The 22830-nt window shown below is 41.1% G+C and carries 32 protein-coding genes; 19 read left to right on the top strand and 13 right to left on the bottom strand.

What is annotated here, in order from left to right; genetic code table 11:
- Positions 1 to 46 precede the first annotated feature (46 nt).
- The 9 genes from H6G18_RS08450 to H6G18_RS08410 all read right to left on the bottom strand — a co-directional run bounded on the left by H6G18_RS08450 (position 47) and on the right by H6G18_RS08410 (position 6134).
- Positions 47 to 541, bottom strand: coding sequence for a DUF6174 domain-containing protein (locus H6G18_RS08450; protein ID WP_190406648.1), 495 nt, complete (start codon positions 539 to 541; stop codon positions 47 to 49).
- Positions 542 to 744: 203 nt separating this feature from the next.
- Positions 745 to 2007, bottom strand: a complete 1263-nt coding sequence (locus H6G18_RS08445; protein ID WP_190406647.1) for a bifunctional sterol desaturase/short chain dehydrogenase — start codon at positions 2005 to 2007, stop codon at positions 745 to 747.
- Positions 2008 to 2065: 58 nt separating this feature from the next.
- On the bottom strand, positions 2066 to 2302 hold the full coding sequence (locus H6G18_RS08440) for a hypothetical protein (RefSeq protein WP_190406646.1): 237 nt from the start codon (positions 2300 to 2302) through the stop codon (positions 2066 to 2068).
- Positions 2302 to 3498, bottom strand: a complete 1197-nt coding sequence (locus H6G18_RS08435; RefSeq protein ID WP_190406645.1) for an IS110 family transposase — start codon at positions 3496 to 3498, stop codon at positions 2302 to 2304. The genes H6G18_RS08440 and H6G18_RS08435 overlap by 1 nt, the downstream gene beginning before the upstream one ends.
- A gap of 438 nt (positions 3499 to 3936) precedes the next feature.
- Positions 3937 to 4185, bottom strand: a complete 249-nt coding sequence (locus H6G18_RS08430; protein ID WP_190406644.1) for a hypothetical protein — start codon at positions 4183 to 4185, stop codon at positions 3937 to 3939.
- An 86-nt stretch (positions 4186 to 4271) separates the two neighbouring features.
- Entirely contained in the window at positions 4272 to 5489 is a 1218-nt protein-coding gene (locus tag H6G18_RS08425) for a hypothetical protein (protein WP_190406643.1), read from the bottom strand.
- A 105-nt stretch (positions 5490 to 5594) separates the two neighbouring features.
- Positions 5595 to 5741 carry a hypothetical protein gene (locus tag H6G18_RS08420; protein WP_190406642.1) on the bottom strand — a complete coding sequence of 49 codons (147 nt, stop codon included), beginning with the start codon at positions 5739 to 5741 and terminating at the stop codon, positions 5595 to 5597.
- Positions 5734 to 5922: a hypothetical protein gene (locus tag H6G18_RS08415; protein ID WP_190406641.1), complete on the bottom strand. Its 189-nt coding sequence runs from the start codon at positions 5920 to 5922 to the stop codon at positions 5734 to 5736. The genes H6G18_RS08420 and H6G18_RS08415 overlap by 8 nt, the downstream gene beginning before the upstream one ends.
- Positions 5922 to 6134, bottom strand: coding sequence for a hypothetical protein (locus tag H6G18_RS08410; RefSeq protein ID WP_190406640.1), 213 nt, complete (start codon positions 6132 to 6134; stop codon positions 5922 to 5924). The genes H6G18_RS08415 and H6G18_RS08410 overlap by 1 nt, the downstream gene beginning before the upstream one ends.
- A gap of 273 nt (positions 6135 to 6407) precedes the next feature.
- Here H6G18_RS08410 and H6G18_RS08405 point away from each other — a divergent pair, with 273 nt between their 5' ends.
- Positions 6408 to 6554, top strand: a complete 147-nt coding sequence (locus H6G18_RS08405) for a hypothetical protein (protein WP_190406639.1) — start codon at positions 6408 to 6410, stop codon at positions 6552 to 6554.
- Between the two features lie 210 nt (positions 6555 to 6764).
- On the opposite strand, the gene H6G18_RS08400 is transcribed toward H6G18_RS08405, so the two are convergent.
- Entirely contained in the window at positions 6765 to 6902 is a 138-nt protein-coding gene (locus tag H6G18_RS08400) for a hypothetical protein (protein WP_190406638.1), read from the bottom strand.
- Between the two features lie 80 nt (positions 6903 to 6982).
- On the opposite strand from H6G18_RS08400, the gene H6G18_RS08395 reads away from it, so the two are divergent.
- The 3 genes from H6G18_RS08395 to H6G18_RS08385 all read left to right on the top strand — a co-directional run bounded on the left by H6G18_RS08395 (position 6983) and on the right by H6G18_RS08385 (position 9780).
- Complete coding sequence (locus tag H6G18_RS08395; RefSeq protein ID WP_190406637.1) at positions 6983 to 7228, top strand: helix-turn-helix domain-containing protein; 246 nt, start codon at positions 6983 to 6985, stop codon at positions 7226 to 7228.
- Between the two features lie 196 nt (positions 7229 to 7424).
- Complete coding sequence (locus H6G18_RS08390) at positions 7425 to 9098, top strand: DnaB-like helicase N-terminal domain-containing protein (RefSeq protein WP_190406636.1); 1674 nt, start codon at positions 7425 to 7427, stop codon at positions 9096 to 9098.
- Entirely contained in the window at positions 9049 to 9780 is a 732-nt protein-coding gene (locus H6G18_RS08385; protein WP_206757209.1) for a hypothetical protein, read from the top strand. The genes H6G18_RS08390 and H6G18_RS08385 overlap by 50 nt, the downstream gene beginning before the upstream one ends.
- Positions 9781 to 9909: 129 nt before the next feature.
- On the opposite strand, the gene H6G18_RS08380 is transcribed toward H6G18_RS08385, so the two are convergent.
- Entirely contained in the window at positions 9910 to 10077 is a 168-nt protein-coding gene (locus H6G18_RS08380; protein WP_190406634.1) for a hypothetical protein, read from the bottom strand.
- Positions 10074 to 10652 carry a tyrosine-type recombinase/integrase gene (locus H6G18_RS08375; RefSeq protein WP_190406633.1) on the bottom strand — a complete coding sequence of 193 codons (579 nt, stop codon included), beginning with the start codon at positions 10650 to 10652 and terminating at the stop codon, positions 10074 to 10076. Before H6G18_RS08375 ends, H6G18_RS08380 begins: the two co-directional genes overlap by 4 nt.
- A 217-nt stretch (positions 10653 to 10869) precedes the next feature.
- Here H6G18_RS08375 and H6G18_RS08370 point away from each other — a divergent pair, with 217 nt between their 5' ends.
- From H6G18_RS08370 to H6G18_RS08315, 12 genes are all read left to right on the top strand, one after another.
- The gene (locus tag H6G18_RS08370) at positions 10870 to 11208 is read left to right on the top strand and encodes a hypothetical protein (protein WP_190406632.1); all 339 of its coding nucleotides are present in this window, start codon (positions 10870 to 10872) and stop codon (positions 11206 to 11208) included.
- Between the two features lie 2 nt (positions 11209 to 11210).
- Positions 11211 to 11573 (top strand): hypothetical protein, encoded by a 363-nt coding sequence (locus H6G18_RS08365; RefSeq protein ID WP_190406631.1) that lies wholly within the window; start codon positions 11211 to 11213, stop codon positions 11571 to 11573.
- Complete coding sequence (locus H6G18_RS08360) at positions 11551 to 12570, top strand: hypothetical protein (RefSeq protein ID WP_190406630.1); 1020 nt, start codon at positions 11551 to 11553, stop codon at positions 12568 to 12570. Before H6G18_RS08365 ends, H6G18_RS08360 begins: the two co-directional genes overlap by 23 nt.
- Complete coding sequence (locus tag H6G18_RS08355; RefSeq protein WP_190406629.1) at positions 12567 to 13190, top strand: hypothetical protein; 624 nt, start codon at positions 12567 to 12569, stop codon at positions 13188 to 13190. Before H6G18_RS08360 ends, H6G18_RS08355 begins: the two co-directional genes overlap by 4 nt.
- Positions 13190 to 13474, top strand: a complete 285-nt coding sequence (locus H6G18_RS08350; protein ID WP_190406628.1) for a hypothetical protein — start codon at positions 13190 to 13192, stop codon at positions 13472 to 13474. The genes H6G18_RS08355 and H6G18_RS08350 overlap by 1 nt, the downstream gene beginning before the upstream one ends.
- A 5-nt stretch (positions 13475 to 13479) precedes the next feature.
- Complete coding sequence (locus H6G18_RS08345; RefSeq protein WP_190406627.1) at positions 13480 to 15999, top strand: hypothetical protein; 2520 nt, start codon at positions 13480 to 13482, stop codon at positions 15997 to 15999.
- The gene (locus tag H6G18_RS08340; protein WP_190406626.1) at positions 15999 to 16859 is read left to right on the top strand and encodes a hypothetical protein; all 861 of its coding nucleotides are present in this window, start codon (positions 15999 to 16001) and stop codon (positions 16857 to 16859) included. The genes H6G18_RS08345 and H6G18_RS08340 overlap by 1 nt, the downstream gene beginning before the upstream one ends.
- 120 nt (positions 16860 to 16979) lie before the next feature.
- Positions 16980 to 17558: a hypothetical protein gene (locus H6G18_RS08335; RefSeq protein WP_190406625.1), complete on the top strand. Its 579-nt coding sequence runs from the start codon at positions 16980 to 16982 to the stop codon at positions 17556 to 17558.
- Entirely contained in the window at positions 17558 to 17821 is a 264-nt protein-coding gene (locus H6G18_RS08330) for a hypothetical protein (RefSeq protein ID WP_190406624.1), read from the top strand. Before H6G18_RS08335 ends, H6G18_RS08330 begins: the two co-directional genes overlap by 1 nt.
- A gap of 7 nt (positions 17822 to 17828) precedes the next feature.
- Positions 17829 to 18314 (top strand): hypothetical protein, encoded by a 486-nt coding sequence (locus H6G18_RS08325; RefSeq protein WP_190406623.1) that lies wholly within the window; start codon positions 17829 to 17831, stop codon positions 18312 to 18314.
- Between the two features lie 4 nt (positions 18315 to 18318).
- Positions 18319 to 18750 (top strand): hypothetical protein, encoded by a 432-nt coding sequence (locus H6G18_RS08320; protein WP_190406622.1) that lies wholly within the window; start codon positions 18319 to 18321, stop codon positions 18748 to 18750.
- 725 nt (positions 18751 to 19475) lie between these two features.
- Complete coding sequence (locus tag H6G18_RS08315) at positions 19476 to 20051, top strand: hypothetical protein (RefSeq protein WP_190406621.1); 576 nt, start codon at positions 19476 to 19478, stop codon at positions 20049 to 20051.
- Positions 20052 to 20060: 9 nt separating this feature from the next.
- On the opposite strand, the gene H6G18_RS08310 is transcribed toward H6G18_RS08315, so the two are convergent.
- A complete protein-coding gene (locus H6G18_RS08310) occupies positions 20061 to 20228 on the bottom strand; it encodes a hypothetical protein (RefSeq protein ID WP_190406620.1) in 168 nt (55 codons plus the stop codon).
- 290 nt (positions 20229 to 20518) lie between these two features.
- Here H6G18_RS08310 and bchM point away from each other — a divergent pair, with 290 nt between their 5' ends.
- The 3 genes from bchM (at position 20519) to H6G18_RS08295 (ending at position 22813) form a co-directional block, all read left to right on the top strand.
- Complete coding sequence (bchM, locus tag H6G18_RS08305) at positions 20519 to 21205, top strand: magnesium protoporphyrin IX methyltransferase (protein WP_190406619.1); 687 nt, start codon at positions 20519 to 20521, stop codon at positions 21203 to 21205.
- A gap of 86 nt (positions 21206 to 21291) precedes the next feature.
- A complete protein-coding gene (locus tag H6G18_RS08300) occupies positions 21292 to 22218 on the top strand; it encodes a nucleoside hydrolase (protein ID WP_190406618.1) in 927 nt (308 codons plus the stop codon).
- A 106-nt stretch (positions 22219 to 22324) separates the two neighbouring features.
- Positions 22325 to 22813, top strand: coding sequence for a hypothetical protein (locus H6G18_RS08295; RefSeq protein WP_190406617.1), 489 nt, complete (start codon positions 22325 to 22327; stop codon positions 22811 to 22813).
- Positions 22814 to 22830 lie beyond the last annotated feature (17 nt).

The following is a 22830-nucleotide window of genomic DNA, read 5'->3' as shown; positions in this document are numbered from 1 at the left end:
TTACTATCAAATACTAGAAGATGACTGGATAGAAAAATCCTAACGCTTATGGAAGTACTTCAAAATTCTCAATTGTCAGAAATAATTCTTCATCAGCTATTTGACTGTTATAATCAATACTAATTTCAGTAGGATAACCAAATTTATGATCGTAACTGATATTTAAGCTAAATGCTTGACGTTTAATAGCATCCTGAATCACATTAAAAAGTTTAGGAACTGTACTGTATTGTTGGAAAAATTGTGGATTAATTACTTGATCAGGATTCACAGAAGTAATAGAAATAGTCTGACCATTACGCACTTCAATGACTACTGGGCCTCTCGCTTCAGGTAAACAAAAACAACTGTTGCTCAATCTATAGCGGTAGTTAGAAATATTTTTGCTATCCCATAATTGGCGATTAAAGATTAATCGTCTTAAATTTAAATTCTGACGCAAGTTTGATTCTTCTATCTGCATAGTCGATTGAGACATAACTGGAATAGTGATGCTCAAAGACAAGAGAAATCCCAAGCTAATAGCAATAGGTAAACGCATATAGGTTGTTGATGAATTCAAGGTAAATATTGAAGATATATCCAATGAATTATGAATATACAAATATATTTTTGAATTAACTGTTTAAATTTAATTTATTCTTTGATTAAAAATGGGTAGTTAATTATAGAGTTACTAAAAGTTATTTTTTTCAGAATCCCGAATTTATAAATTCGGGATTATTTTTGCTCATGAATCAAAAATTAAGATGCCAAATTTTCTTTTTTAGCTGTCTTGCTAAAAATTCGGTAATAAAACCAAGTACTAATTTCTTTCAATGGAAAAAATAAATAAGTAAGAGGATTGACCGTGACGATAATATTGCGGAAGTCTCGACGTGCTAAAAACAAAATAGCACGAGCTACTTGTGGTGCTGACATCACTCCATAAGGATTTAGTTGACTTTTAAAAGGGCCAAGAATTAATTTGCGAATTACACAGTCTCCATCTAAGCGCTTGAGAGTCACAAGATTTCCTAATGTGCGTTTGCTGAGTTCATAAAGCGGACTCAGCGCCGGAGATACTTCCGCTTCAGATGTGTTTACCCAAATCTCTTTAGTGGCTTTTGCTTGTGGCCCTGTCACCGTTGTTAAGAATATATCCATTAGTCGCAATGCGGAAAAAGTATTCACTTCATAGGAAGAGTCAATTGCTTGTGGTGTGCGACTGGTATAAACATTAATTCCGTGGTTGATGATCAAAATATCTACTTTTTCTAAACTTGCTTTAAGTTCGGCTTCATTACCTAACTCCCAAGCAATTACTTTTAGCCTACCATCACTTATTAGTTTATCTGGGTTAGTAGTTAAAGCTACAACCTTCGCATTATGCTGGAGCAATTGCGCTGTCAAAGCTTGTCCCAACGCACCTGACGCACCAGTGAGAGCAACGGTTTTACCTTTTAGAGAAAGTCCTGTTCCCAATATCTTGTCTACCAAGGAAAATACACCACTATAATAAGCGTCAACATCGTCAAAATGGTGCCGCCAATGATAAGTCCTATTTACCCACCACACAGAAGGAACTGTGTCTAAAGGCCCTGGTAGGTGATTGTAGTCTGTTTCAATTGAGCATTGGAAATACCGCAGGGATGCGCCAAACAAGAATGTACAAGCATAAACTACTCCCAGCCATAGCCCAGTTTGTTGGACAATTAAGGCAATTATGATCAATACGGCTAGCAATAGGCTCGACTCTAAAATGTCGTGATAGAGTTGGGATTCTTGATAAGCTTTGAGGGAGACTATCGACAAATCCCGACGATATGCTGCATGATGCTTGTTGTGCCATTTACTGAGCCAATTGACTTGGTGACACAATGCGTGGTAACTGTCTCTCAATATCTCCGCTAGCAGTAGGGAGAAGAATCCCCAAATTGCAAACTGCCAGCAGGCATTTACTAGCGTTCCATCAATTTGTAACCTACTCCCAATCTCAGTTAAGCTTTCAGCCAATATATTTATCATGTCCTTCTGGGCGTTACTTGTCTTAATCTTTGTTTATATTCACTCTAGTAAATAACGGTTAGCCTTGAAAGTCTGGAAATTCCCTTATGTCTTGATAATCAAGGTCACAGTAATCAGGACTGGTCAACCAATCAATACATTCATAAGCAACGTTAAAAGCATCTTCCATAGTGTTCCAGCCAGATTCACTGAGCGGGTTATCTCTGTCTGAGTAATAAATCTGATAACTCCAAGTATCTGTTAAAGGTTTGTAATCAACCTGGATTTTGTAACCTTTGTAAATTTCATTAGTCATTAGTCAACAGTTAAAACCTTCACCAGTTCCCGAAACAACAGCCGACACCCAATAGCAGCAATTTTCATTCTTACCAACTTGACGGGCCGGCCGGCTGCTTTTTCAGCGTCCAGCTTTTCACCCAAACTTTTACCAATTTCATTCTTGAGACGCGATCGCTTTGGTTCAATGCGAGTAAATATCCATTGCCACAGAGAAAGCCTACACAAATCAGAACCGCCAACGACTTTGGTTTTACGCTTGTCTCCCGATGCTTCTAGTGTTGGTGCAACGCCTAGTGCTTTCTGAAATCGCCGCAATGACAAATGGCGCTTGGTGGGCTTTTTAGAATTTCGCCCCTGGCGTATCTTCACTTCGGGTTTACCGTCCTCACCTAAAAATCCTGATATTGGGTAAATTTGGGAAATTAAAACAGCCATTAGTCGTTGACCAAAACCGAAACTGTGGAAAACTTCACGATATGGGTCAAACCTGGCATCAGCAAGCAACTCTTTTAATTCTTGCTCAATGGCAATTTCTTCACGTTGCAGGTTACACAGCCGCCCGGCATGATAGCGCACTTTATCATCAATACCAAGTCCGGCGGTGTTTTGATAAAGTCGCTCGTAACGGGTGCTTTTGCGTTCTTCAGCCAGCCATCCCCACAGCAAAGGGACATCATCACCATCCAGGCGACGTTTTGATTTAACCAACGCAACTTCAGGAAACTGCCACGATAAGTCCTGGCGCAATCTGTTAATAATTGGGGATTGCACGCGGTTAAGGTGTGCCAGTCGCAAAACTAACTCACGAATTTTTACGATCGTAAAATCTCGAATTTGGACAAAGCGACGTTTATCGTCGTGGTAGTCAAAGTAGTAGCACGCCAGAGCTAAGGAATCCGCATCATCATCTTTATCTGGTAATCCTAAATGTGAGTCACGGTAATTCTTTAATTCTTTATGCCCAACTAACCGCACCTCAACCCCGGCGCGGGCTAAATGTGTACCCCACAATTTAGAATAATTTGAGCCGGTCGGCTCCATGAGTGCAATGTCAGCGTTCAGTTCCAAAAGTTTTTTAATTCCCGCACTATTGGCACTGAACTTGTAAAACTGACATTCGTAATAAAATTGACGTGGTAAATTAGGTTTTTCTGTTAGCAGACAAACCGAAACCGAGGCCTTGCTGACATCAAGGCCTAAAACTTTGATCATTTAGTTGTCCTCCTGGGTGGTTCGTTGAGTATCCCAATGTCACAGCCTATGAATCACCCGTAAGCCATAACAGCTTTATTCACTCTCAAGGCAATGCCGCAGCGCGAACTGCGGCGTAACAGGGATAAGGACAGTACACAACCAGAAACCGAGCTTACGAATATAAGAAAGCCTTAAGCTTGATTCTGATCAAAAGCCCTAAGTTACTGGCTGTTGTGCTGTGCGGTTGATTTGGACTCAGACCGCGACGTGACACGGGTCACGTTTCGCCGGCGAGTTATTCCGGCTCTTCAGGCGTTTCTAGTTCTATATATTCATCTCCATCAGTTGAATAACTACAAATTGGGCATATATAAACCACCTCCATTTCATCAATAAATTCTTCAAGTAGACACTCACATACAGGACAATAAATTTCCATAATCGGCTCATCAGGCGTTAATAAATTTCTTCATCGGCATACGCTGATAAATTGTGGTCGATGACTTGCTCTAGTTCTTCTACAACGGCTTCTAGTATTTCTTTGAGTTTTTGATCAGTGTCATGGTTTGCTTGTTCTTGACCGAGAATGACTTTTACTCCGGATTTAATTTTGGATTGAGCAAGGTGTAATGCTTGCCAGACTTCGTAATAATCCCAACTTGGATCGGGTTGGGGAATATTGTTAAATATTTCTGTTTCAGTCATATCTATGAATGTGTTATTTTTTACAAGTTAAACCAAACTGATAATTATGAGCGATCGCACTTCACAACAGCGCGATCGCTTTTTGATTAACTCCCGAATTGCCTCCTTAATCGCTCTAAAATGTCCTTACCTTCACCGTACCGAGCGCCGGTGTAGCCTAGAATCTCGGTCACGATTGTTGAGTCACTTTTTCCCTTCCCCAGCCGGAGAATCATCCGCCAGAGTAGCTGGTCATTTTCTGAAAAGGAATCGCTAGAACCCTTGTCAGATGGGCTTTTGAAGCCATTTTCAACCGTTTTTTCATGGTGATTTTCATTGTCATAGTATGGTTGGGGTATGGTCTGACCAGCGCGCAGCGCTGCGGCTTTCATCTCCCGGTATGGTGGGAGTTTACAGGGCATATCGTCGAGTAAACAGTGGGACTGGTCGAGTTTTAACCATTCCACAAGGGCATTATTTTTAAGGCTTTTGGCGTGGGCTTGAGCCTTTTTACCCAACCGTATGCGGTAGAAAGCATCAGCTAAGTCGCTTTTACCCTCAAGCCCCCAGGCGGACACGCGGTCATACTGCGAAAGCAGTACAGTGAAACGCTTTGCTTTTCTACCGCGTCTGGCGTGACGGTCTAGCCATTCCCCAGATGAAGTGACCTTTGTCACAAGTTCTGGGTATTCTTCAACGATGATCACGCGCTCAGTACCAACCAAAGCAGCATCACCGCGTTCTGTTCTCAGCTTGAGTTGATTACTTAAATCTTCCAAATCCTCAGCCATTCCCAACTCAATGGCCGTCCAGTTCTCACCTTTACCGATGACTTCCAAGCCTTGCCAGTCGGTTGGTGTTCCCTCTGGCTCATAGACGCGGACGCGTCCACCAATGGTATAGGCGAGGTATTGGGCGAGTGTGGATTTACCTGTTCCCATTTCCCCGATAATCATCACCTGTTTACCTTCAATAGCTGTGATGATATCGGTGATGATTTCTAATGGCTCATCGATGGCGACGGCGGAAGCTTCAATAACTTGAGTCATTGGTACGCCAGAGTATGGTAGAGCGTCGTAGACTTTGAGTAGTTTTTTAGCTCCAGCTTCTATTCCGTCACAAAGCCAAATACCCATCTTGAGGGCTGACCGGGTGGCGTTAACTGAGAATAATGATGCTGAAAAAATGACTCTCCCAACTCCCCAGGCGCAGTAACGCAGTAGGGTATTGCCATCTGGTAATTTAAGTTCAACCCATACCCCAGTGGCAGATTTAGCCGGGGTGGGTGCGGTGACTGGCTTAACTTCTATTAATTCACTTGCCATACTGCACCTCAATTTTTAGGTGGATAGGTTTATCGGTATCCTTTGAGAGTGCGATTAGTGCAAATGTCAGGGAAAGCAGGAACATGAATAAAACTAACAGTTGATTCATACCCCTACCTCATCCAGAATTTTGGTGAAGTTGTGGATTGAATTTTCAGTTTCTTGGGGTTGGGGGTCAGCTTCTGGGGGAGGGTCAAAGCTGGACGTGATAGCGTCTAGTATTTCTGCTTCGCAGTTGGTGAGGTTATCCATTGCCCCTCCTGTACCAGTCCATTGCTTCATTTACTGCTTGCTGGTCTTGGGTTGTGCGGCCTAAATTTTCCTTGCAGGGGTCATCTTTAGCTACAACTTCCGAGGCTTTAGCGGCGACATCTTGGGGTACTCCCGCCTCAGTTAAGGCTTTGAGTGAAGCTTGGTAAAGGTTATTATTCATCAGCCCAACCTCTTGTACATAAAGGAATTGGACGATGAACCCTCACAAGCTTTCAGTTCATCCTCTGGGGTATCTGCAATGATTTCAGCCCAGCCGGTTTGGTCGTTGTTGCGGATGCTGTTTTCAGCGATCGCACCAAGTCCAGGTCTGGCCGCTTCAAATCCGTCTACTACTTTCTGTTCTTTGGGTGTTAATTCTCTGTGTTCTGTCATGGTAAAGTTTTGTTAGATGTTGAATCATTCAAAACAAGCCCTGGCCGCTAACTAGGGCTTGTTTTGTTTGGGTGGTTAGACAAGGAAACTCGAAAGCATCGACCGCCGCCGACCATCATCACCTCGCGGTCGGCAAGGCGAACGGCTTTAGAGCGTGAGACTTTCATCATGGGAAATGAACCATCTGGGCTGAGGCTGAACATCTCGTAGTTTTTTAGATATGTCCATTCGACAGCTGTACGGTCAGCTAGTCCCGAATATTCCACAGCGTTCATGTCTGCGGCCGAAACCGCACTTGGTAGGGATGGTAAATGGCGTTTTGGTTTTTGTTTGTCGTTCTCCTTTTGGTTATTTGTGGGTTTAGGTGTGGCTTTAGCGCCGTTACTAGTGGCTTCTAGTGCTTCCATAGTGGGTGCATAAGGGTTGTATACACGGCTTATAGTCCGTGCATAGTGGGGTCATAGTGCCACTATGCACCGTGTTTAGTGGGGTTTAAGTGCTACTGTCGATTAGCGTTAAAAGAAAGAAATCCTTTTACATCAAGGCTTTGAGCGTTTTAACTCCACAGCAGGTCTTTGTTTTTAAGCACAACGGGCTACAGGCTGCTATCTCTGTCTGTTTTTGGAGTTGTTAGGCATCAGGCTGTGGAAAATCTTCACAGCGCTGGGTAGTCTGCATCACGACAGCTTTACATCTGGGTGAGAAACTAGCAAAAGGCAGGCTTTTTCCCAAGCCAGCTATTTTGGCCAGGCTTTTTGAGCCTGCCATTTTGTTTACCCTTTAACTAGCACTTTAGTGCAAGTCACTTAGAGTGTCAAGCATTAAAGTGCTAGCACGATAGTGCTAACATGAATCCAGACTCAAGAAATGAAGTTCCAACCTTGAAGACACTTCGAGAAAGCGCTGACCTCACGCAGCCACAACTAAGCCAGCGTATGGGCGTAGGCATTCGCATTATTGGCGACTGGGAGAGTGGAAAAAAAATTCCCCGGTTTGACAATGCTGTTGCTCTTGCTCGCGAGCTGGGCGTGTCTCTAAAAACTCTCGCTAAATCTTTCCGAGTTGATGTAGAGGGAATACCAGATGATGAATAGATGAAAAAATAGTTATTAATCCGAAAAAAAAACACTCACTAGCATTGTCGGCAGTGAGTGCTGAATCATAAAAAGCAAAAATAATACCGATGAATAATACCAAGAAAAACAGGAAGAATCTAGTATTTCAAATAATTTTCGTCGCCCTCGATGAACTAAATCATAACATTTATTGTGCAAAAGGGGGAAATTAAAAATGACACAAGGTATCTATACATTCCCCCAATCTCAACTACAATTTAACTCTCAGCAAGATAAATTACCTCCGCATAATATAGAAGCTGAAGAAGCAATAATTGGGGGTATATTATTAGACCCAAATGCAATCTTTGTTATCAAAGATAGGCTTAAGCCAGAACACTTTTACGTCAGTGTTCATCGTGATATTTATCAAGCCTGTCTTAAATTATGCAAGAATGACAAGCCAACTGATTTACTAGCTGTTACTAGCTGGCTGAGTGACCACAGGATTTTAAACAGAGTAGGAAAAAATAATCTAGCGTCCATTGTCGATAGAACAGTGAGTTCTGTAAATATTGACGCATTAGCCGCAGATGTGATTGATAAAGCTGTTAGAAGACAGTTAATTAAAACTCTCAATGAATCAATTTTGACAGCCTACGATTTAGAAACAGAGTTACCGCAAGTTTTAGAACTTACTCAAAATAAGGTTAAATCAATTGTAGAAATACCTGCACCTACAAAAGATGAGTATCAAAAATGGAAGCATGACAGGTTATTAAACGACTTAACGGAGATTTATACAACCTGTGCGGAACCTTCACTGAGATTTTTAAAACTGCATGAACTAGCCAAAGAATACTCAGTTTCACCAGGATTTTTAGAGCTATTCTACTTAAAATCTTTAACCGCACAGTGTACAAAATTACTCACTTATGAGGAATTAAAGGAACTTGCAGGTTCTACAGTTCGTGAATGGCTGGTTAATGGCTTAATTCCCAAAAGCACGACAATTCTATTGGCTGCCGATGGTGGCATTGGTAAAACCAAACTAGTTTATGGACTAGGTAAGGTGTTAATCCAGGGTGAGAAATTTGGACAATTTCACTCAACAGGGGACAAGCGAAAAATTCTCTATTACCAGGGGGACGAGTCGCCGGGGGATATGCTGCAAGCCTTGGAGTCACTTGGCTATGGTGAAGCCGATATCAATAAATTTGTAAAAGTTCGATTTGGTTGGTCGGCTGAAAATATGCCAGCACTCATCCAAGACTTGAACGAGTTCAAACCTGATTTCGTTGTGGTCGATTCGTTGTCAACGGCTAACAAATTCTCGACTTACCAGGAATCACAAATGGAATATGCCCGGCCCATTCTGGAAATGACCGGGCTGGCCGCACAGCACAACACAACATTTGTGATTATTCACCACACCAACCGCGACGGCGGGGTAAGGGGAACGACAGCAATTAGAAATGCTGTATCGGAAGTTTGGACATTGACCAAGGACAAGAGCGAAACCTCCACCCCTCATGACCGCATCCTAGAAATTAATAAATCGCGATCGCGCTCCTCTGGCAAAAAGTACCGGATGATTTTCAGCCCGGATGATTTATCCTTCACCTTCCTGGGTGAAGAATACGAGCAAGGATATGACGCTGCTGAACAATCTGCCAAAAACGCACTGCTAGAATTTTTCGCCGCCAACCGTAATATCAAATTCACCACAGAAGAAATAGCCCATCGTACTCAGTACAGCAAAGGACACTTAAGAAACTGCTTGTCTGCACTGACTGCTGACGGCTTAATTAGTGTCGAACGTAAGCCGGGGAAAGCCAACCTCTATTTTTTGGCAATGAATGAGGGTGATCGGGGGTCAGACTCCACGATCACCCCCGATCACCCCTGATTTTCTACGTAATACGGCTGCAACTATTACCAACAATGAATTACAGCCATCAATTGAATATGGTATAAAAAAACGGGACGATCACCCCCGATCACCCCACGATCACCCCACGATCACCCCCCACGATCACCCCAAAAACGTGATAACCACAGTCGATACAGCCGAAGGTGATCGGGCTAAGTACACTTTTGAGCTTGAAAAAAAATCTGAAATTGAAGAAAACAATAGTGATTTTTCACGATCACCCGATCACCTTCGGCTGGAAGCCTTACCAAATATAGATTCTGATGGTGATCGTGGAGGTGATCGCGAGGTGATCGCCGATCAACCCGCGATCACCCCTCCTAACACTCAAATTATTGAGGGTAATGTTTATTGGTCGCGCTCATTAGCTAAACAGGTGAGGGTAAACAAGATTTACCCTTCAGTCAAAAAAGCTGATGTCTCGGTTGCCGGTGATCCATTTAAAAAGCCCCGGCTGGCGTTTTCCGATTTATTAATGTCTGAGCCACTACTCGCCCCAGGTGATCGCGTTGAAGTGTTAATTGGTAAGCATAAGGGAGAAATACTATCAATCAGTTCCATTCATGAAGGACAGTACTGGCTTAAAAAGGAGGTTAGAGGATTTGGCAAACCTGTAGGGCCTTTTATCCGTGACCAACTCAAAAGAGCCGCATTATAACTCCACACTCTACTCGTCGCAACTATAGTTTTTTGGAGCATGAAAAATGCGATCGCCTCATGAACGCAGAGGGCGATCGCATAATGTACCAAAACTTATACAGTCTAATTAGACGTGTTACCAATATACTCACGGATCAATTCTGAGTGAGGGTGGTACTAACTTCTCGCATTCTTCCCAGGCGCGGTCTGTGATGCCTTGGAGAGTCTTGGATAATGTTTGCGGGTCGTCCATATCCCCGTTAAGGATTTGGCCAATGAGATAGGCCAGGGATAAAACCAAGTCGGTTTTATTCATAGTGAATAGATAGCTCCCTTAATGCGATCGGCGGAAATTTCAACATAACGTCCTAAACACTTCAAATCACGATGACCAGTAATTCTCTGTATCGTGTAAAGGTCAACCCCCGCGCCGTGTAACTTGGTGATGAAGCTCCGGCGGGTGCTGTGAGTGCTGATTCCCTTAGCATCCATTCCAGCCCGCGCCACAGCAGCGCGTAAGATTTTATCAGCCCATCGAATAGAAATGGGCTTATCACCTTCACGACTGGGAAATAGCCAAACTGAATCCTCAGTAGTGTAATTAAGCAGCGATTCAGCCAAAACAGGATGAATCGGCACTTGGCGAGTTTGACGCTTGCCATCTGGTCCAGCTTTGCGAGTGGTAGCCTTAAAAGTAATTTCACTCCTGGGGGTTCCATCCGGGTTATAACAATCAGCAATTGTCAATTGCACCAAAGCCCCCCACCTTTCACCCGTGTACCAAGCAAGGTCTAAAAGTAATTTGTACTTTCTACTTTTAATTTGCTTGCGAATTTTAGAATAATCAGAATCTGTGATAACAGATGACTGTCCATTCCTATTATTTTTCATTTAGCTATTCCTTCTCTTTGTTCCGGTTTAGCCTACTGCAAAGGTATAACCGGAATATTTTTATTTTTAGCTATTAGCAAAAGCCTGCTTAATCCTAGATGTATCAATAGTTTCACGCCATCGGTGTAAGTTCTGGTTTTACATAAAACTGGAAGATTTACTGATTCTTAATTAACGCTTACAACGGATTTATTCACCTCAATTAAAAATCCGAAAAATGGCGGAACCAACTTTAGAACAGGTATTTGGTGCAGGCACAACTCAAGATGCAACCACCATCACGATACTGAAATCTAATCTTCCAGGATTAACAGTTAGTGCAAGCAATACAGCAGAAGCTTTATTAACTGGTATTTTGAAACGCGCTGCTGTTAATTTGACCGATGCTAACAGAGAAACCAATCTAGACCAATCGGTATTCGTTGACCTTTCTCTTACTCCTAGCTTCACTACTAGAATTAATGGCGCAAACACCGAAACTTTTATCAGAAATACCATCAGTGTAGAACTTGATAAAGCTTACGGAACAGTCGAAATTGACCCAGACGACTATTAAACATGGAATTAACCCTAGCTCAACTATTCGGGGTTAATGTTTTTCAAGATGGTCAGGTTTTAATCATTGCTAAATCTGACCTTCCGGGTTTAACTCCATCAGCCAGTAACACGTCCGAATCTTTATTAGTAGCAATTCTGTTAAAAGCTTTTGAGAATTTCCAAGGGGAACTTACAGACCCCCAAGAAAACAAAGTAACAGACCCGCAATGGAGAACAATAACTTATAACAATTCAAGCTTATACCTAACTTTATTAATGGAACCTTGGAGGGGATATATAGAGCAAAGATTAGGCTTGTATGTTGTGCGAGATAGTTTAATAATTCATCAATTTACAGAATATGCAGATACAGAGTTTTCCTGATGGGTCGCCAACTGAAACTGACCTGCTTTTGTTTCAGTCCATTACAGACAATACCTATCGCAAAGCTAGGTTTAATCAACTAGCTGGCAAGAATGAATGGAAAGCAATAATCTCTAATTACTCGGCCAGTAATTACGATAAATTAATCGATACGGCATCTGGCGATATCACGATAACTTTACCATTAGTGAGTATTGGAGAGATTGAGGTTTTTAATATCTCAGGTAGAGCGTTCATTGATACTCAAGGTAAGCCATATAACGGCATAGTTTACCAAAGTAGTAACTTGGCGCTACAAGGAACAAACAAATACTTTAGATTGATTTATATAAATGATTCTATTGGGTGGTATCCGATAGAAAGTGAATTGAATCCCATCGGCATCTTTGCGGGTGGTTCTTCTCTGTTGCTTGAAGGTTCCCTAACGGATACGTCAGGAAATAATCGAGTAGTAACACCAGTAACTAACACTCCAGCAATTGTGACTGGTTTAGACGATAAGCCTACTATTAGATTTTCAGGCGCAAGTGTTGAAGAATTAAGTTTATCTCCGTTTCTTGGTGGTACAACCGGCGCAACACTTTACATTGTTTTTACTCCAAACAATGACGACCAGTACAACTTAATCAAAACTACAAGTAGTGATGATTACTGGCGATTTAGTGGGAATGGAGCAGGATATTTTGGTACTTTCAGAAGTTCCAGATTTGAAGCTTACCCACCTGGTATGCCCACCACTGGCAGCCATTTAATTAGCATCCACGCCACCAATGGCAACTATGAAGTAATTCAGAACAACACCAGCAAGGGAGTAAGAACAGACAATACTTACACACCTGGGGATAGATTCAGGATTGCTGATGACGGCAAGAGGTATGCGGGTGATATTTCCTTGTTACTCGTTTATCCGTTCTATATAGCACCATCAGCTAACAACCATTCTACAAATATACAAACCATCAAATCTAAATTTCCTTCACTACCATTTACACCATGAGTTTATATTGTGAAATTGGCGACAAGCCAAAGGTTATTTATAGGGCTAATGGTGATAAGGAAGATAGCATTTTTTATGCTGAAGTATCACCAATTGATGTAAGTGTAGTACCCGTAGAGAACCCAAATCTAAAAGATGAAATTTACGCTTGGAACTTCAGCACAAATTTGAACCCCCGAACAACTTTACAAGATATGCCATTTAGGGCTGTAGGTAAACTGACCGCTTTTAGAGTAACTGGTACAGGGAGTATCAATACCGTCAATGGACAACAAATAGCTGAATATTCGGCAGAATTTAGAGATGGCAATGGAGCGCTGATTACTGGTAGTGCAGTGGGTAATTATCCTGGCGATACTCCAAAACTAGTGAAAATTCTTATACCGAATGAAGATAAGCCACCAGAGGATATTTGTAGATTAGAGGTAAGAAATACTAACGGTGACTTAATCTTTTCTGCTAGTGGAAAATGCCCTATCCCTTTTAAGGTAGCTTGCGGTAACTGTCCCCCTGGCCAAATTGAATGTAAATCTAATAAATACCCAGGTTACTGTTGTATACCTTGTCAGGGTACAGCCGCAAAAATAAACAATTTAGCTGCAAAGGTGCGTGGTAAATAATGGCAGAATGCAAAGATATTGATAGAGCATTAGCCAATCTTGCCAAGAAAATAGATGCTCAAAATAAATGCTGTGAAGAAAATAAAAAAGCGATTGACGACCTTAAAAAAAGGATGGGCAATCTAGAACGCGCTCAGAGACAACAGCAACCTAATAATAGAACAGACCTCACCAGCATTAATAGAAGATTGGCGGCGATAGAGCGATACATAAATGTATTAGATGGAACAGGGAACGCTTTAAAAGCTGGGTTGGAACAAATAAGACAACTATTTCTAGGATAAAGAATATGTCAGTGCCGACGAAACCTAGCTTTTTAGAAGTGGCTAGGATGATGAATCAGTTAGTACCTGAATTATCAAAAAACGTAAAACCTTTAAAACCTATATTTACTGCTGCTAAGGGAAGCAAGGAATTTGCTAACGGACTAACAGACATAGGTAAGCGTAGTAAATATTTTATTGAGGATTTTAAATTTAATAATGGACAAGCTGGACGAATTACTAAAACAGTACAAAAGCAAGTAGTAGAACAAACCAAGAAAGTATCAGGTATTCAAAAAATCACTGATGCTCTCAAAAAAGGTGCATTGAAAGAAGTTAATCCGCGTTGGGGAAGTGTGGTAAACATTTTATCGACGTTGGCTTTTGCGGGTATTCAAATATTAGCTGTAAAGACATCAGAGCAAGTACAAGAAATTGACCTTAGAAATGGTCAACGAAATGAAGCTGATTTACAGAGTACTTTCACGCGTGGCATCAATAACAGCATCCAAATTAGAGGGTTACAAAAACAGGTAACAAACAACAAACAGCAAATAGATAAAGAACTTAGTAGCCAAGCAAAACAAATATTCCAAAATACCACAGTTGTCAGGGAAGCAAAGAAACAGGCTAACGATGCACTGTATGAGGTGAGGCAAGGTAGGAGAATAATCGAAAATCAGATTGTCGCTACCAATAAGAGAACGAATGATGTACTGGCTGAAAGTAGGGGAACAGCGACAAAAATTAGGCAGGAAATAACATCTGTGCAGCAGTCGATAAGAACACAAATTACCGATGCTTTAAGAGGTATTTCCAATACTTCTAATGCCGTGAGTAGCACTGTACAAAGTGCTATTAATAGCGCAGTTAGCAGGGTGCAGAGTGATATTAATTCTGTGAGGCAACAGGTGAATAGTATTAGACCACCTGCACCAGTTGACACAAGAGCAATTGAAAACAGCGTTACAACAAATATACGAAGTGACAACAACTTACTGAAGCAACAACTTGATAGGCTAGGCAGTATTTTATCTGGTGTATTGAGGCAACAAGAAAACCTTCAGACGACTGACATCACGCTGGGGAATAGTATCAAAGCTGTTGCGGGTACTGCTGCTAGTGCCGAACGTAAGGCAGATCAAGCAATCCAAGACGTTAATAAAAGAAATGTTTTTCCTGACCTAGTTAGCAAGAATGACTTGGACAGAAAGTTTAATGAAATTGTTGCACAGAACGCTAAGGATTTAGGAATACGTGACCTTAGCTTAAGCAACCTTAGTAAAAAGTTTGATGCCGACTTAAAAGAGTTTGACAGGCTATCAAAGCTCAACAACGAACAACGATTTAGTGAATTTATCAGGAGCAACGAACAGGCATTAAATACAAAAACACAACAGATTACAACCACAGTAAACAGCAGAATAACACCGCTAGAAACAAAGATAAGGGAACGTGAAACGGTGGATACCAGAGTAGAGAGAAAAATAGACAGTTTAGTACCCAAAATTGATTCAATTATCCCCACAATTGCCGGGATACCGTTAATAGCTGGTAGGGCTGCTGATTTAATCAGACCCAGCATTCCAACGATAGATCAAATAGGAACTGCCACAGGTGCGGCTATGTGTCGTAATTTGCAAACTGGATGCGGTAAAAAAGCAATAGATGATGCTGTAGGCGCTGTATCTGGAAACAATAATCAAAATACAAATGCGGTGCTTAATGCTTTGAATACTGCTAGTAACGCAGCAGATTTAGCTTTATTGCCTATCATAAATAACAAACTGGGCGACCAAGTACCCGGCGGTATTAGTGGGAACTTAGGACGAATTTCTAAATGGTTACAACTCGATAAATTACTTAACATTCTTACATTTGCAGCAACAGTACATAATTCTTTCCAACTTTCAAATGATATCGGTTTAACGCTTGGTAGTGCATTAGGTAATGTATTGCAACTAATAGGAATTAAAGACGAAAATGGTAGCGCTATTGATGTAAGTCAGTTAATAAATAGCACTGTAGAGAATTTAGTTAAAGGAATTGTAGGTGCAGAGAATTATCAACAAATGTCAGAGGCTTTTGCTAAAGCAAATCGAATTTACCAAGCTACAACTAATGTACTAAATAGTTTTTTAAATCTCTCGCAAACTATTCTACAAGCAAATGAATTGATAGCAGCCTACACGGGAAGAATTGGAAACGCTCTAAAAAAAGGTGGAATTATCCTTGAGAATGCTTATGGCTGGATGAACCCCCAACCAAAATTTAATCGGGTGACTAAATTCTTAGAAGGATTGCAGAATGGAGCATCAACGATTCAAATGGTGACACAAGTTCCACTAGATATATTAAATGCCACCACTGAATTTACAACAGCATCTACAGATTTTGTTAAAGCCATTAAAGAAGATAACAAGCCCGAGAATAAGCCTCAAGAAACACCAGAACCAGATGAGCTAAAAGCCCAAGAAACTACAAATAAAACTGTATCTCAACCATTAAGCTTTGATTTTTCAGATTTATTTGATGGAGAGGATTGATGACAGATTTACCAGAAGGCTTTGACAATATTGAGCATCTACAAAAAACATGGAATCAAGAACACAATCGCCGGGTTGATAGATATTTTAGAGATGTTCAAGGCAATGGAGATTTATCAGGGGTTAGACCATCTCTAAAATTAGCTTGTCGTGCGTTAGATAATGATAATGTGTACGCATCTTGGATGCGGTCAGACCTTTTTTACAATGTTATCGGCTATGGACGTAAAAATTTAGCTGTTTTTTATGGGAGTAAGTTTGATAATGCTCCTGGCGTTGCGGGTCATCCACAATTATTCTTTGTATTTACTCAGGATGAATCAGCCTCACCCCCTGAAGAATCACCAATACAGCATGAGAAATCAGTTAGGTTAATGAAATTCTCTTGCATAGCTGGAGACGATGACGGTAGCTCCAAGCCAGCCATTAGCAAGGCAAACATGACAGAACTGGCTAATGAGGTTAAAAGTCAGTTTTTATCAGCCAGTAGGGGCATAACCTACACTACGGGGAATAAATCAGCATCCTACACAGATCCGGAAAATGGATTTGCTAAAGGTAATTACTTGTTAGTCAATAGTCGTGCCGAGGGTGTGGAAATTTATCAAAAAATTTGCAACGTCATTGATGTACCCTTCAAAACAGACAAACTGATCGTCAACGACCCAGACAAACCCAGCACAACAACGGTTACAGCAGGTAAAGTCACGGTTTTGGGTAAACAGGTGCAAAATCGGCGTTATCGACCTGTGGCAATCCTGCGATTTAGAAGCGCTTACATTTCTTTGGGAAATCTTGTACCACCTATATTTTTGATAGATACAACCCTCAGGAATCAGTCATTAGTCAAATATCCCTGACGTTAGATAAATAACTCCTGTAGAAAATAAAGCTAAAAACCTATAAGGTTTCGGTGGAAAATTCTAAGGATTTTAACGGGCTAGAGTTGGTGAAAACTGTAACCATCACCAATAAAAATCATGGGTTTTAGAGACCTCCAGCGCTACGAGTCCAGAAAAGCACGATTTGATAAATATAAGGCTTGGCTGGCAATGACTCCAGACCAAAGACAAGCTGCATACGCTCTGATCACCGATGAAACCAAGCGGGTGAAGACAGAAAGAGAAAAAGGTTACGTCTCACCATTTGGCACAGCTGGCAACACGAAAGTTTATGTACCGGCTCGACTGATTAAAGACGGACAGACCGGTCAAGGTTCTGGTACAGCATCGGTTCTCAGGGGATTGCTTTCCAACTACACCACCACTGCAACAGAATTTGCAGCATTAACCACGCCAATTCTGATTGAGACGACTAAATTTAATTTTGCCAAGCTAACTTTAACGGCTGTTATACCCGGTGGCAAGAAAAATAGTCGGATTACTGGCGCTTCATACTCTAAACCAGATGTAGATTCTGTCACCTGTGCATTTGGTCAAAATGCAGGTGGGCAAGCTTACGACGCTGCCGTCCTGGCTATCAAAGGTGAATCAGCTTATGCCACCTTTATCGAAGGAAACAGTGGTAAGAATCGGGCCAGATTCACACCTGAGGGCTAATGAGCAAGATAGCAGAACGCACTGGTATTATTTGGATTCCAGATGACACACTTGACCTGCTATCTGTTGACGTTGATGGCAACTGCTCTGAGGCTGAGTTTCAGGGTATGCTTGCCGTCAATCAAGCGGGTAGAGATTGGTTAACCGGGAAAATTGACACGGTTGAATACTTGGACAAGATGGAGTATTACGACATTCCCGATCCGTTTGGAATTTTAGATGAATTTGCTGATCACGTTGATTTTGTAATTTCTCACGGATAATCAGACGGTGAGAGTAGTTGAATTAAATAATAGTAATAATTGGGAAAGCATTTATTCAACTAATATTAATGCTGTCTCTGTCCCAATGCAGAATGGTACTTCTTTAATTAATCCGATTCCTGAGATAGTAGTACCTTTTGTTTTAGATAAATTTATTCTGGCTGTTAGTGTTGATACTGAGGTCCCGAATGATTCGGTGTGGAGATTTGCGGGATACATCAATCAAAAAATTAGCACAGGTATTGTCATCGGGGGTGGTCAGGACGCGACTAGTGTTAGTGGTCGTCCTTTGTTTTTAGACCGAGTTAATTTAATACTTTTTCAGAAGATATCTACGTCTTACGCTGTTAGTATCAGGGTTCCTAAATGGTTCCCTCGTGCTGGGGTAACTGTTTGGCAGTACATCGGAGTGGATGACACATCAGAGGAAATATTGCTAACTCAAGAATTTGGAAATATCAACTTTAAGTTAGATCAATTGCTAAATAATTAATTTAATGAATACTTCAAAGTCCATAGTGGCTATTAATCCCCCAACATCACCAGGGATAACATTAACGCTTGAAAGTACAGGTATATTTTTAGGGATACTTGTTAGTGTTTCTGTTCTTGGTACGCTGGCGGTAAGCGTTATCAGCAAAATGAATAGAATTTCTATCTCAATAACGCAAATTGAGGAGACGCTGAAAACTCACGCTAGTAATGCTCAAAAAATCAGCGATTTAGAAAGACGGTTTGAACTCCATGAGCAAGAATATGTTAACCGCAAAGACGTACTACAAATGATTCTGGGACAGATAAACGAGAAGATTGATCACAAATTTAAGAGAAGCTTATTCTACACGCGGGACATTCAACGCTTTTTGCAGCGAAGCACTGACTACCAGATTAGGGAATATGAGGAGCATACTAGCAGCCCAGAGGAGTAACTATTTACCCCATCGAAACCCACACTTAAAACATTCAAACTGATTTTCTCGGCAACCATACTCAACCTCTGGTGAATGGCAACGAGGGCAACCCTTAGCGATGATTGCGAGTATTTCTGATAAATTCTGATTTTTATTGCTGTCCATACTAGATTTTTTTTGGTACAGCTTAACTCACTGGGGATTCTGATCAGAATAGATTAAGGCAGAGTTACAAAGCAAACTGAATTGGCTGTGTCAGTATTTTAAGTTGGAGCGATCGCTCATAGCTCAAATTTTCACTGTATTCACACATAATAGTAGTTACAGTGAAGCAACAGCCATAAATATTTGTATAAAAAGACACGTAGATATTTGTGAAAACTGATCAAGCTACAGTAACTCACACAAGGTTCAGTTTAAACTCATACTAAAAAATGTTACCTAAACCTTAATTTACAACTCGTGTATCTATGTTTGAGAGACAATAGAGATATAGAGGCGCTGAGGCTCGATGCAAAATTCACCTATTACCTCATCAGACTCTACAACAGATATAAATGGAGGTGTACAATGACTCACGATTTTCCTATATCTGACCCTAATACTTACCTGATTTTAAAAATCAGTATTCTAGTTTTGACGCTGCTGGTATTGTTGGTAATTTCCGCAGCCCCAGCTATTTAGAAATTAGTTCATTCCATTATTCCCATTGCGCCAATCTCTTTGAGATTTGGGATGAGATTATGCTGAGTAGAAGCAATCTCGCACAGACCCTTGTAATTTTTGCAGCGTTGTTAACCAGTGGGCTAGTTTTTGATCAACAAATTGAAGAACCCCAAAGACTATTCGATTTAAATTCCTACTCATTAATATCAGAAAAAAAAATCAACATTGCAAATTTAGCAAATGGTAACTACCAGTTTTGTAGTCAACCTGACCCTAAAGATTGGCAGGATGGTGCAGGAGTTTGTGCCAATTTTCACAAAACTGGAAACCGCTTTGATGGTTACTATGGTTATCCCCACTCGGATAACTTTATTTGTATTCGGGGAAATCTCAAAGGTAATTTGATTGCAGGTGAAGCTTTATCTATATTGTGGGCTAATCAGCAGCAAAATAATATACCTACATCTGCATTTAAATGGGATTTAGAGGAGCGATTGACACTAAGCCAAGGTAATTTGATCAATGCTGCTAACCATCATCAGGATGCTGTGCAGTGGATTATATATCGCCAAGCTTTACTAAATCTTGAGGGATTTTATCAATACAATCGCCCTCGGATGACACCTGTTGCTCAACTATGTCAGTGGAAGTGAAATAATCAATTAACTAGCATGGTTCCAGTCACTCAACAACTCATATTCTTGGTTGATTTTTTTTGCTTTACGTAATGGTACTCTAGGAGTGCCAATATCCATGCTAAGAAAAGACTGTTGTCTTTTTTTGGCAGATTTTTTGTCTTGTTTGGGGCAAATAGTCTGTGTAGTTGTCATTTTTTCATAAATCCTTGATGAAAACTGAGAATTCAGTTTATATCAACAATTTCCAAACGGCAAATATCCTATAGACATAGTTTTTCATCACATTTATTAACTTGCGAGTATATTTTTTTATATGTTGCGTGATGAGTGTTGAGTCAAAAATACTAGCCTCTCTCTGCAAAAACTACCTACTTACGTCTTGGTGTAAATCCGCATTGCCAAAAATATCTGGAGGCGATCGCTCCTAGCGCTTCCTATGAATGATAATTTTAAGGATTGGGAACCCTTAAAAATCGCAGTTTATGAACGTAGCCGACGATAAAACCATTGTTCGTGAGTATTTCAATTCCACGGGGTTTGACCGATGGAAACGCATTTATGGCGATGGCGAAGTCAACAAAGTCCAACTCGACATCCGCAACGGCCACCAGCAAACTGTGGATAGTGTTATCGGCTGGCTCAAAGATGATGGTAATTTAGCAGAGTTATCCATCTGTGACGCTGGGTGTGGTGTGGGCAGTCTCAGTATTCCCCTGGCGACAGAAGGCGCTAAACTCTATGCCAGCGACATTTCCGAAAAAATGGTAGAAGAAGGCAAACAAAGAGCCTTAGAAACCTTAGGAAATACCGAAAATCCTACCTTTGCTGTGCAGGATTTGGAATCTTTGAGTGGTAGTTATCACACTGTTATTTGCTTGGATGTGCTGATTCACTACCCCCAAGAAAAAGCTGATGAAATGATTTCTCATCTCTGTTCTTTAGCACAGTCTAGAATTATTCTCAGTTTTGCACCAAAAACCTGCGCTTTAGCCTTACTCAAAAAAATTGGTAGTTTCTTCCCTGGCCCCAGTAAAACCACCCGCGCCTATCTGCACCGTGAAGCCGATGTCATCAAAATTTTAGAAAGCAACGGCTTTGCTATCCAAAGAAAGGCGTTTACTAAAACTCGCTTCTACTTTTCCCGCATATTAGAAGCGACACGGACTTGAATTAGGTATTGGGGACTGGGGACTAAATCAATTCAAAATTCAATAATTTCTCATTCCCCACTCCCCATTCCCTACCCCATTTTTAAATGCGTAAATTCATTATCGACACAGATACCGCCTCAGATGACGCTGTAGCGCTTATTATGGCGCACTACTGGCAAGATGTTGAAGTTGTAGCGGTGACAATTGTTAATGGTAACGTCCCCGTTGAACAAGGGGTAAAGAATGCTTTATACACCCTTGATGTGTGCAACGCTTCCACACCTGTATATGTTGGCTGCGCCAAGCCAATGCTACGGGAATCTAGTTATGCTGATTGGTTTCATGGTAAAGATGGTATGGGAAATATGTACTATCCTGAGCCGAAAAGCAAGCCCCAATCAGCACACGCTACCGATGCAATTATTGACACTATCAAAAAATATCCTGGTGAAATTACGCTAGTGACGCTGGGGCCATTGACGAATATTGCTACTGCACTGTTAAAAGCGCCAGAAATTGCCTCATTAGTCCAGCGTTGCGTGATTATGGGCGGTGCAGCGAATACGGTGGGTAATGTCACACCTGCGGCTGAATATAACATTTGGGTAGACCCAGAAGCCGCTAAGATTGTCTTTCATAGTGGGATGGCGATGGAAATGGTTGGTTGGGAGTTGAGCCGTCATGATGCGGCGTTGACTCCTGCGGAGGTAGAAAACGTGATGAATTTTGGCACAGCAAGGGCGCGTTTGGCGATGGAGTGCAATAAGACAGCCTTGGATGTTTCCATGAAAATGCAAGGTGCTGTTGGTTTAACCTTAGCTGATCCTGTAGCGATCGCAGTTGCTCTTGATCCGAATATGATCACACGTCAAGGTAAATACTATGTAGATGTGGAAATTACTAGTGAATTAACTAGGGGTGCTACAGTCGTTGATGAGTTAGGAGTTCTACACAGACAGCCTAATATCAATGTAGTTTGGACGATCAACGTCCATCGATGGAAAGAAGTTTTGTATCTTTGTTTACAGTGAAACCATCAATTTTCACTGTCCTGAATTTTTAATTTTCAATTGTTACTGGAACCTCCGGCGAAGTGGAGTTAAAATCACAAGCAAAGTTCAAATCTGGAGTGAACGAATGAAAACTGCTGAAAAGTTAGCTACAGGTTGGCTGTTAACACTCGGATTCATGTTTTTGACAATATCTGTCTCTGCGGTAATTCAAAGAAATACTATGCTCAAGCCAATCGCCACAGGTGAGAATGAGGAGGTGGTGCAGGAATATCTCAATAAAGATGCCCTTCATGTACTAGATAATACGGCTACCCAAGGCGTAATTTTTGGCGTACCGACAATAATTTTGGGAACATGGCTTGGTGTAGGGATGTACCTACAAAACAGAAATTCTAAAAAAGCCCTCCAGCAGCAATTGAGCGATCGCCTACAATCTGTTTTTTATGAGATGATTGCAGAAAATCAAGGACGTGTGACAGTATTAGGCTTTGCGATGCAGTCACAGTTGCCTGCAACAGTTGCTAGAGAATATTTAGACGACAAAGCTAAAGAATTCAACGCTAATTTTAAAGTCAATGAGGAAGGTTCGGTATCATATCATTTTGATGTCTGATTCCCTATCTATTGACA

The sequence above is a fragment of the Anabaena subtropica FACHB-260 genome (assembly GCF_014697105.1).
GTDB classification, from domain to species: domain Bacteria; phylum Cyanobacteriota; class Cyanobacteriia; order Cyanobacteriales; family Nostocaceae; genus Trichormus; species Trichormus subtropicus.
This window is presented reverse-complemented; position numbering and strand designations above follow the sequence as displayed.

What these genes read in the sequence shown, in the direction of transcription:
- bchM (WP_190406619.1), top strand. Translation starts at nt 20,519, where the DNA reads ATGAACGTAGCCGACGATAAAACCATTGTTCGTGAGTATTTCAATTCC.
- H6G18_RS08425 (WP_190406643.1), bottom strand. Translation starts at nt 5,489, where the DNA reads ATGGCAAGTGAATTAATAGAAGTTAAGCCAGTCACCGCACCCACCCCG.
- H6G18_RS08370 (WP_190406632.1), top strand. Translation starts at nt 10,870, where the DNA reads ATGGCGGAACCAACTTTAGAACAGGTATTTGGTGCAGGCACAACTCAA.
- H6G18_RS08340 (WP_190406626.1), top strand. Translation starts at nt 15,999, where the DNA reads ATGACAGATTTACCAGAAGGCTTTGACAATATTGAGCATCTACAAAAA.
- H6G18_RS08365 (WP_190406631.1), top strand. Translation starts at nt 11,211, where the DNA reads ATGGAATTAACCCTAGCTCAACTATTCGGGGTTAATGTTTTTCAAGAT.
- H6G18_RS08405 (WP_190406639.1), top strand. Translation starts at nt 6,408, where the DNA reads ATGTCTGCGGCCGAAACCGCACTTGGTAGGGATGGTAAATGGCGTTTT.
- H6G18_RS08345 (WP_190406627.1), top strand. Translation starts at nt 13,480, where the DNA reads ATGTCAGTGCCGACGAAACCTAGCTTTTTAGAAGTGGCTAGGATGATG.
- H6G18_RS08395 (WP_190406637.1), top strand. Translation starts at nt 6,983, where the DNA reads ATGAATCCAGACTCAAGAAATGAAGTTCCAACCTTGAAGACACTTCGA.
- H6G18_RS08400 (WP_190406638.1), bottom strand. Translation starts at nt 6,902, where the DNA reads ATGGCAGGCTCAAAAAGCCTGGCCAAAATAGCTGGCTTGGGAAAAAGC.
- H6G18_RS08300 (WP_190406618.1), top strand. Translation starts at nt 21,292, where the DNA reads ATGCGTAAATTCATTATCGACACAGATACCGCCTCAGATGACGCTGTA.
- H6G18_RS08315 (WP_190406621.1), top strand. Translation starts at nt 19,476, where the DNA reads ATGCTGAGTAGAAGCAATCTCGCACAGACCCTTGTAATTTTTGCAGCG.
- H6G18_RS08320 (WP_190406622.1), top strand. Translation starts at nt 18,319, where the DNA reads ATGAATACTTCAAAGTCCATAGTGGCTATTAATCCCCCAACATCACCA.
- H6G18_RS08355 (WP_190406629.1), top strand. Translation starts at nt 12,567, where the DNA reads ATGAGTTTATATTGTGAAATTGGCGACAAGCCAAAGGTTATTTATAGG.
- H6G18_RS08450 (WP_190406648.1), bottom strand. Translation starts at nt 541, where the DNA reads ATGCGTTTACCTATTGCTATTAGCTTGGGATTTCTCTTGTCTTTGAGC.
- H6G18_RS08445 (WP_190406647.1), bottom strand. Translation starts at nt 2,007, where the DNA reads ATGATAAATATATTGGCTGAAAGCTTAACTGAGATTGGGAGTAGGTTA.
- H6G18_RS08375 (WP_190406633.1), bottom strand. Translation starts at nt 10,652, where the DNA reads ATGAAAAATAATAGGAATGGACAGTCATCTGTTATCACAGATTCTGAT.
- H6G18_RS08350 (WP_190406628.1), top strand. Translation starts at nt 13,190, where the DNA reads ATGGCAGAATGCAAAGATATTGATAGAGCATTAGCCAATCTTGCCAAG.
- H6G18_RS08330 (WP_190406624.1), top strand. Translation starts at nt 17,558, where the DNA reads ATGAGCAAGATAGCAGAACGCACTGGTATTATTTGGATTCCAGATGAC.
- H6G18_RS08385 (WP_206757209.1), top strand. Translation starts at nt 9,049, where the DNA reads ATGAGGGTGATCGGGGGTCAGACTCCACGATCACCCCCGATCACCCCT.
- H6G18_RS08335 (WP_190406625.1), top strand. Translation starts at nt 16,980, where the DNA reads ATGGGTTTTAGAGACCTCCAGCGCTACGAGTCCAGAAAAGCACGATTT.
- H6G18_RS08415 (WP_190406641.1), bottom strand. Translation starts at nt 5,922, where the DNA reads ATGAATAATAACCTTTACCAAGCTTCACTCAAAGCCTTAACTGAGGCG.
- H6G18_RS08295 (WP_190406617.1), top strand. Translation starts at nt 22,325, where the DNA reads ATGAAAACTGCTGAAAAGTTAGCTACAGGTTGGCTGTTAACACTCGGA.
- H6G18_RS08410 (WP_190406640.1), bottom strand. Translation starts at nt 6,134, where the DNA reads ATGACAGAACACAGAGAATTAACACCCAAAGAACAGAAAGTAGTAGAC.
- H6G18_RS08420 (WP_190406642.1), bottom strand. Translation starts at nt 5,741, where the DNA reads ATGGATAACCTCACCAACTGCGAAGCAGAAATACTAGACGCTATCACG.
- H6G18_RS08390 (WP_190406636.1), top strand. Translation starts at nt 7,425, where the DNA reads ATGACACAAGGTATCTATACATTCCCCCAATCTCAACTACAATTTAAC.
- H6G18_RS08435 (WP_190406645.1), bottom strand. Translation starts at nt 3,498, where the DNA reads ATGATCAAAGTTTTAGGCCTTGATGTCAGCAAGGCCTCGGTTTCGGTT.
- H6G18_RS08360 (WP_190406630.1), top strand. Translation starts at nt 11,551, where the DNA reads ATGCAGATACAGAGTTTTCCTGATGGGTCGCCAACTGAAACTGACCTG.
- H6G18_RS08440 (WP_190406646.1), bottom strand. Translation starts at nt 2,302, where the DNA reads ATGACTAATGAAATTTACAAAGGTTACAAAATCCAGGTTGATTACAAA.
- H6G18_RS08310 (WP_190406620.1), bottom strand. Translation starts at nt 20,228, where the DNA reads ATGACAACTACACAGACTATTTGCCCCAAACAAGACAAAAAATCTGCC.
- H6G18_RS08430 (WP_190406644.1), bottom strand. Translation starts at nt 4,185, where the DNA reads ATGACTGAAACAGAAATATTTAACAATATTCCCCAACCCGATCCAAGT.
- H6G18_RS08380 (WP_190406634.1), bottom strand. Translation starts at nt 10,077, where the DNA reads ATGAATAAAACCGACTTGGTTTTATCCCTGGCCTATCTCATTGGCCAA.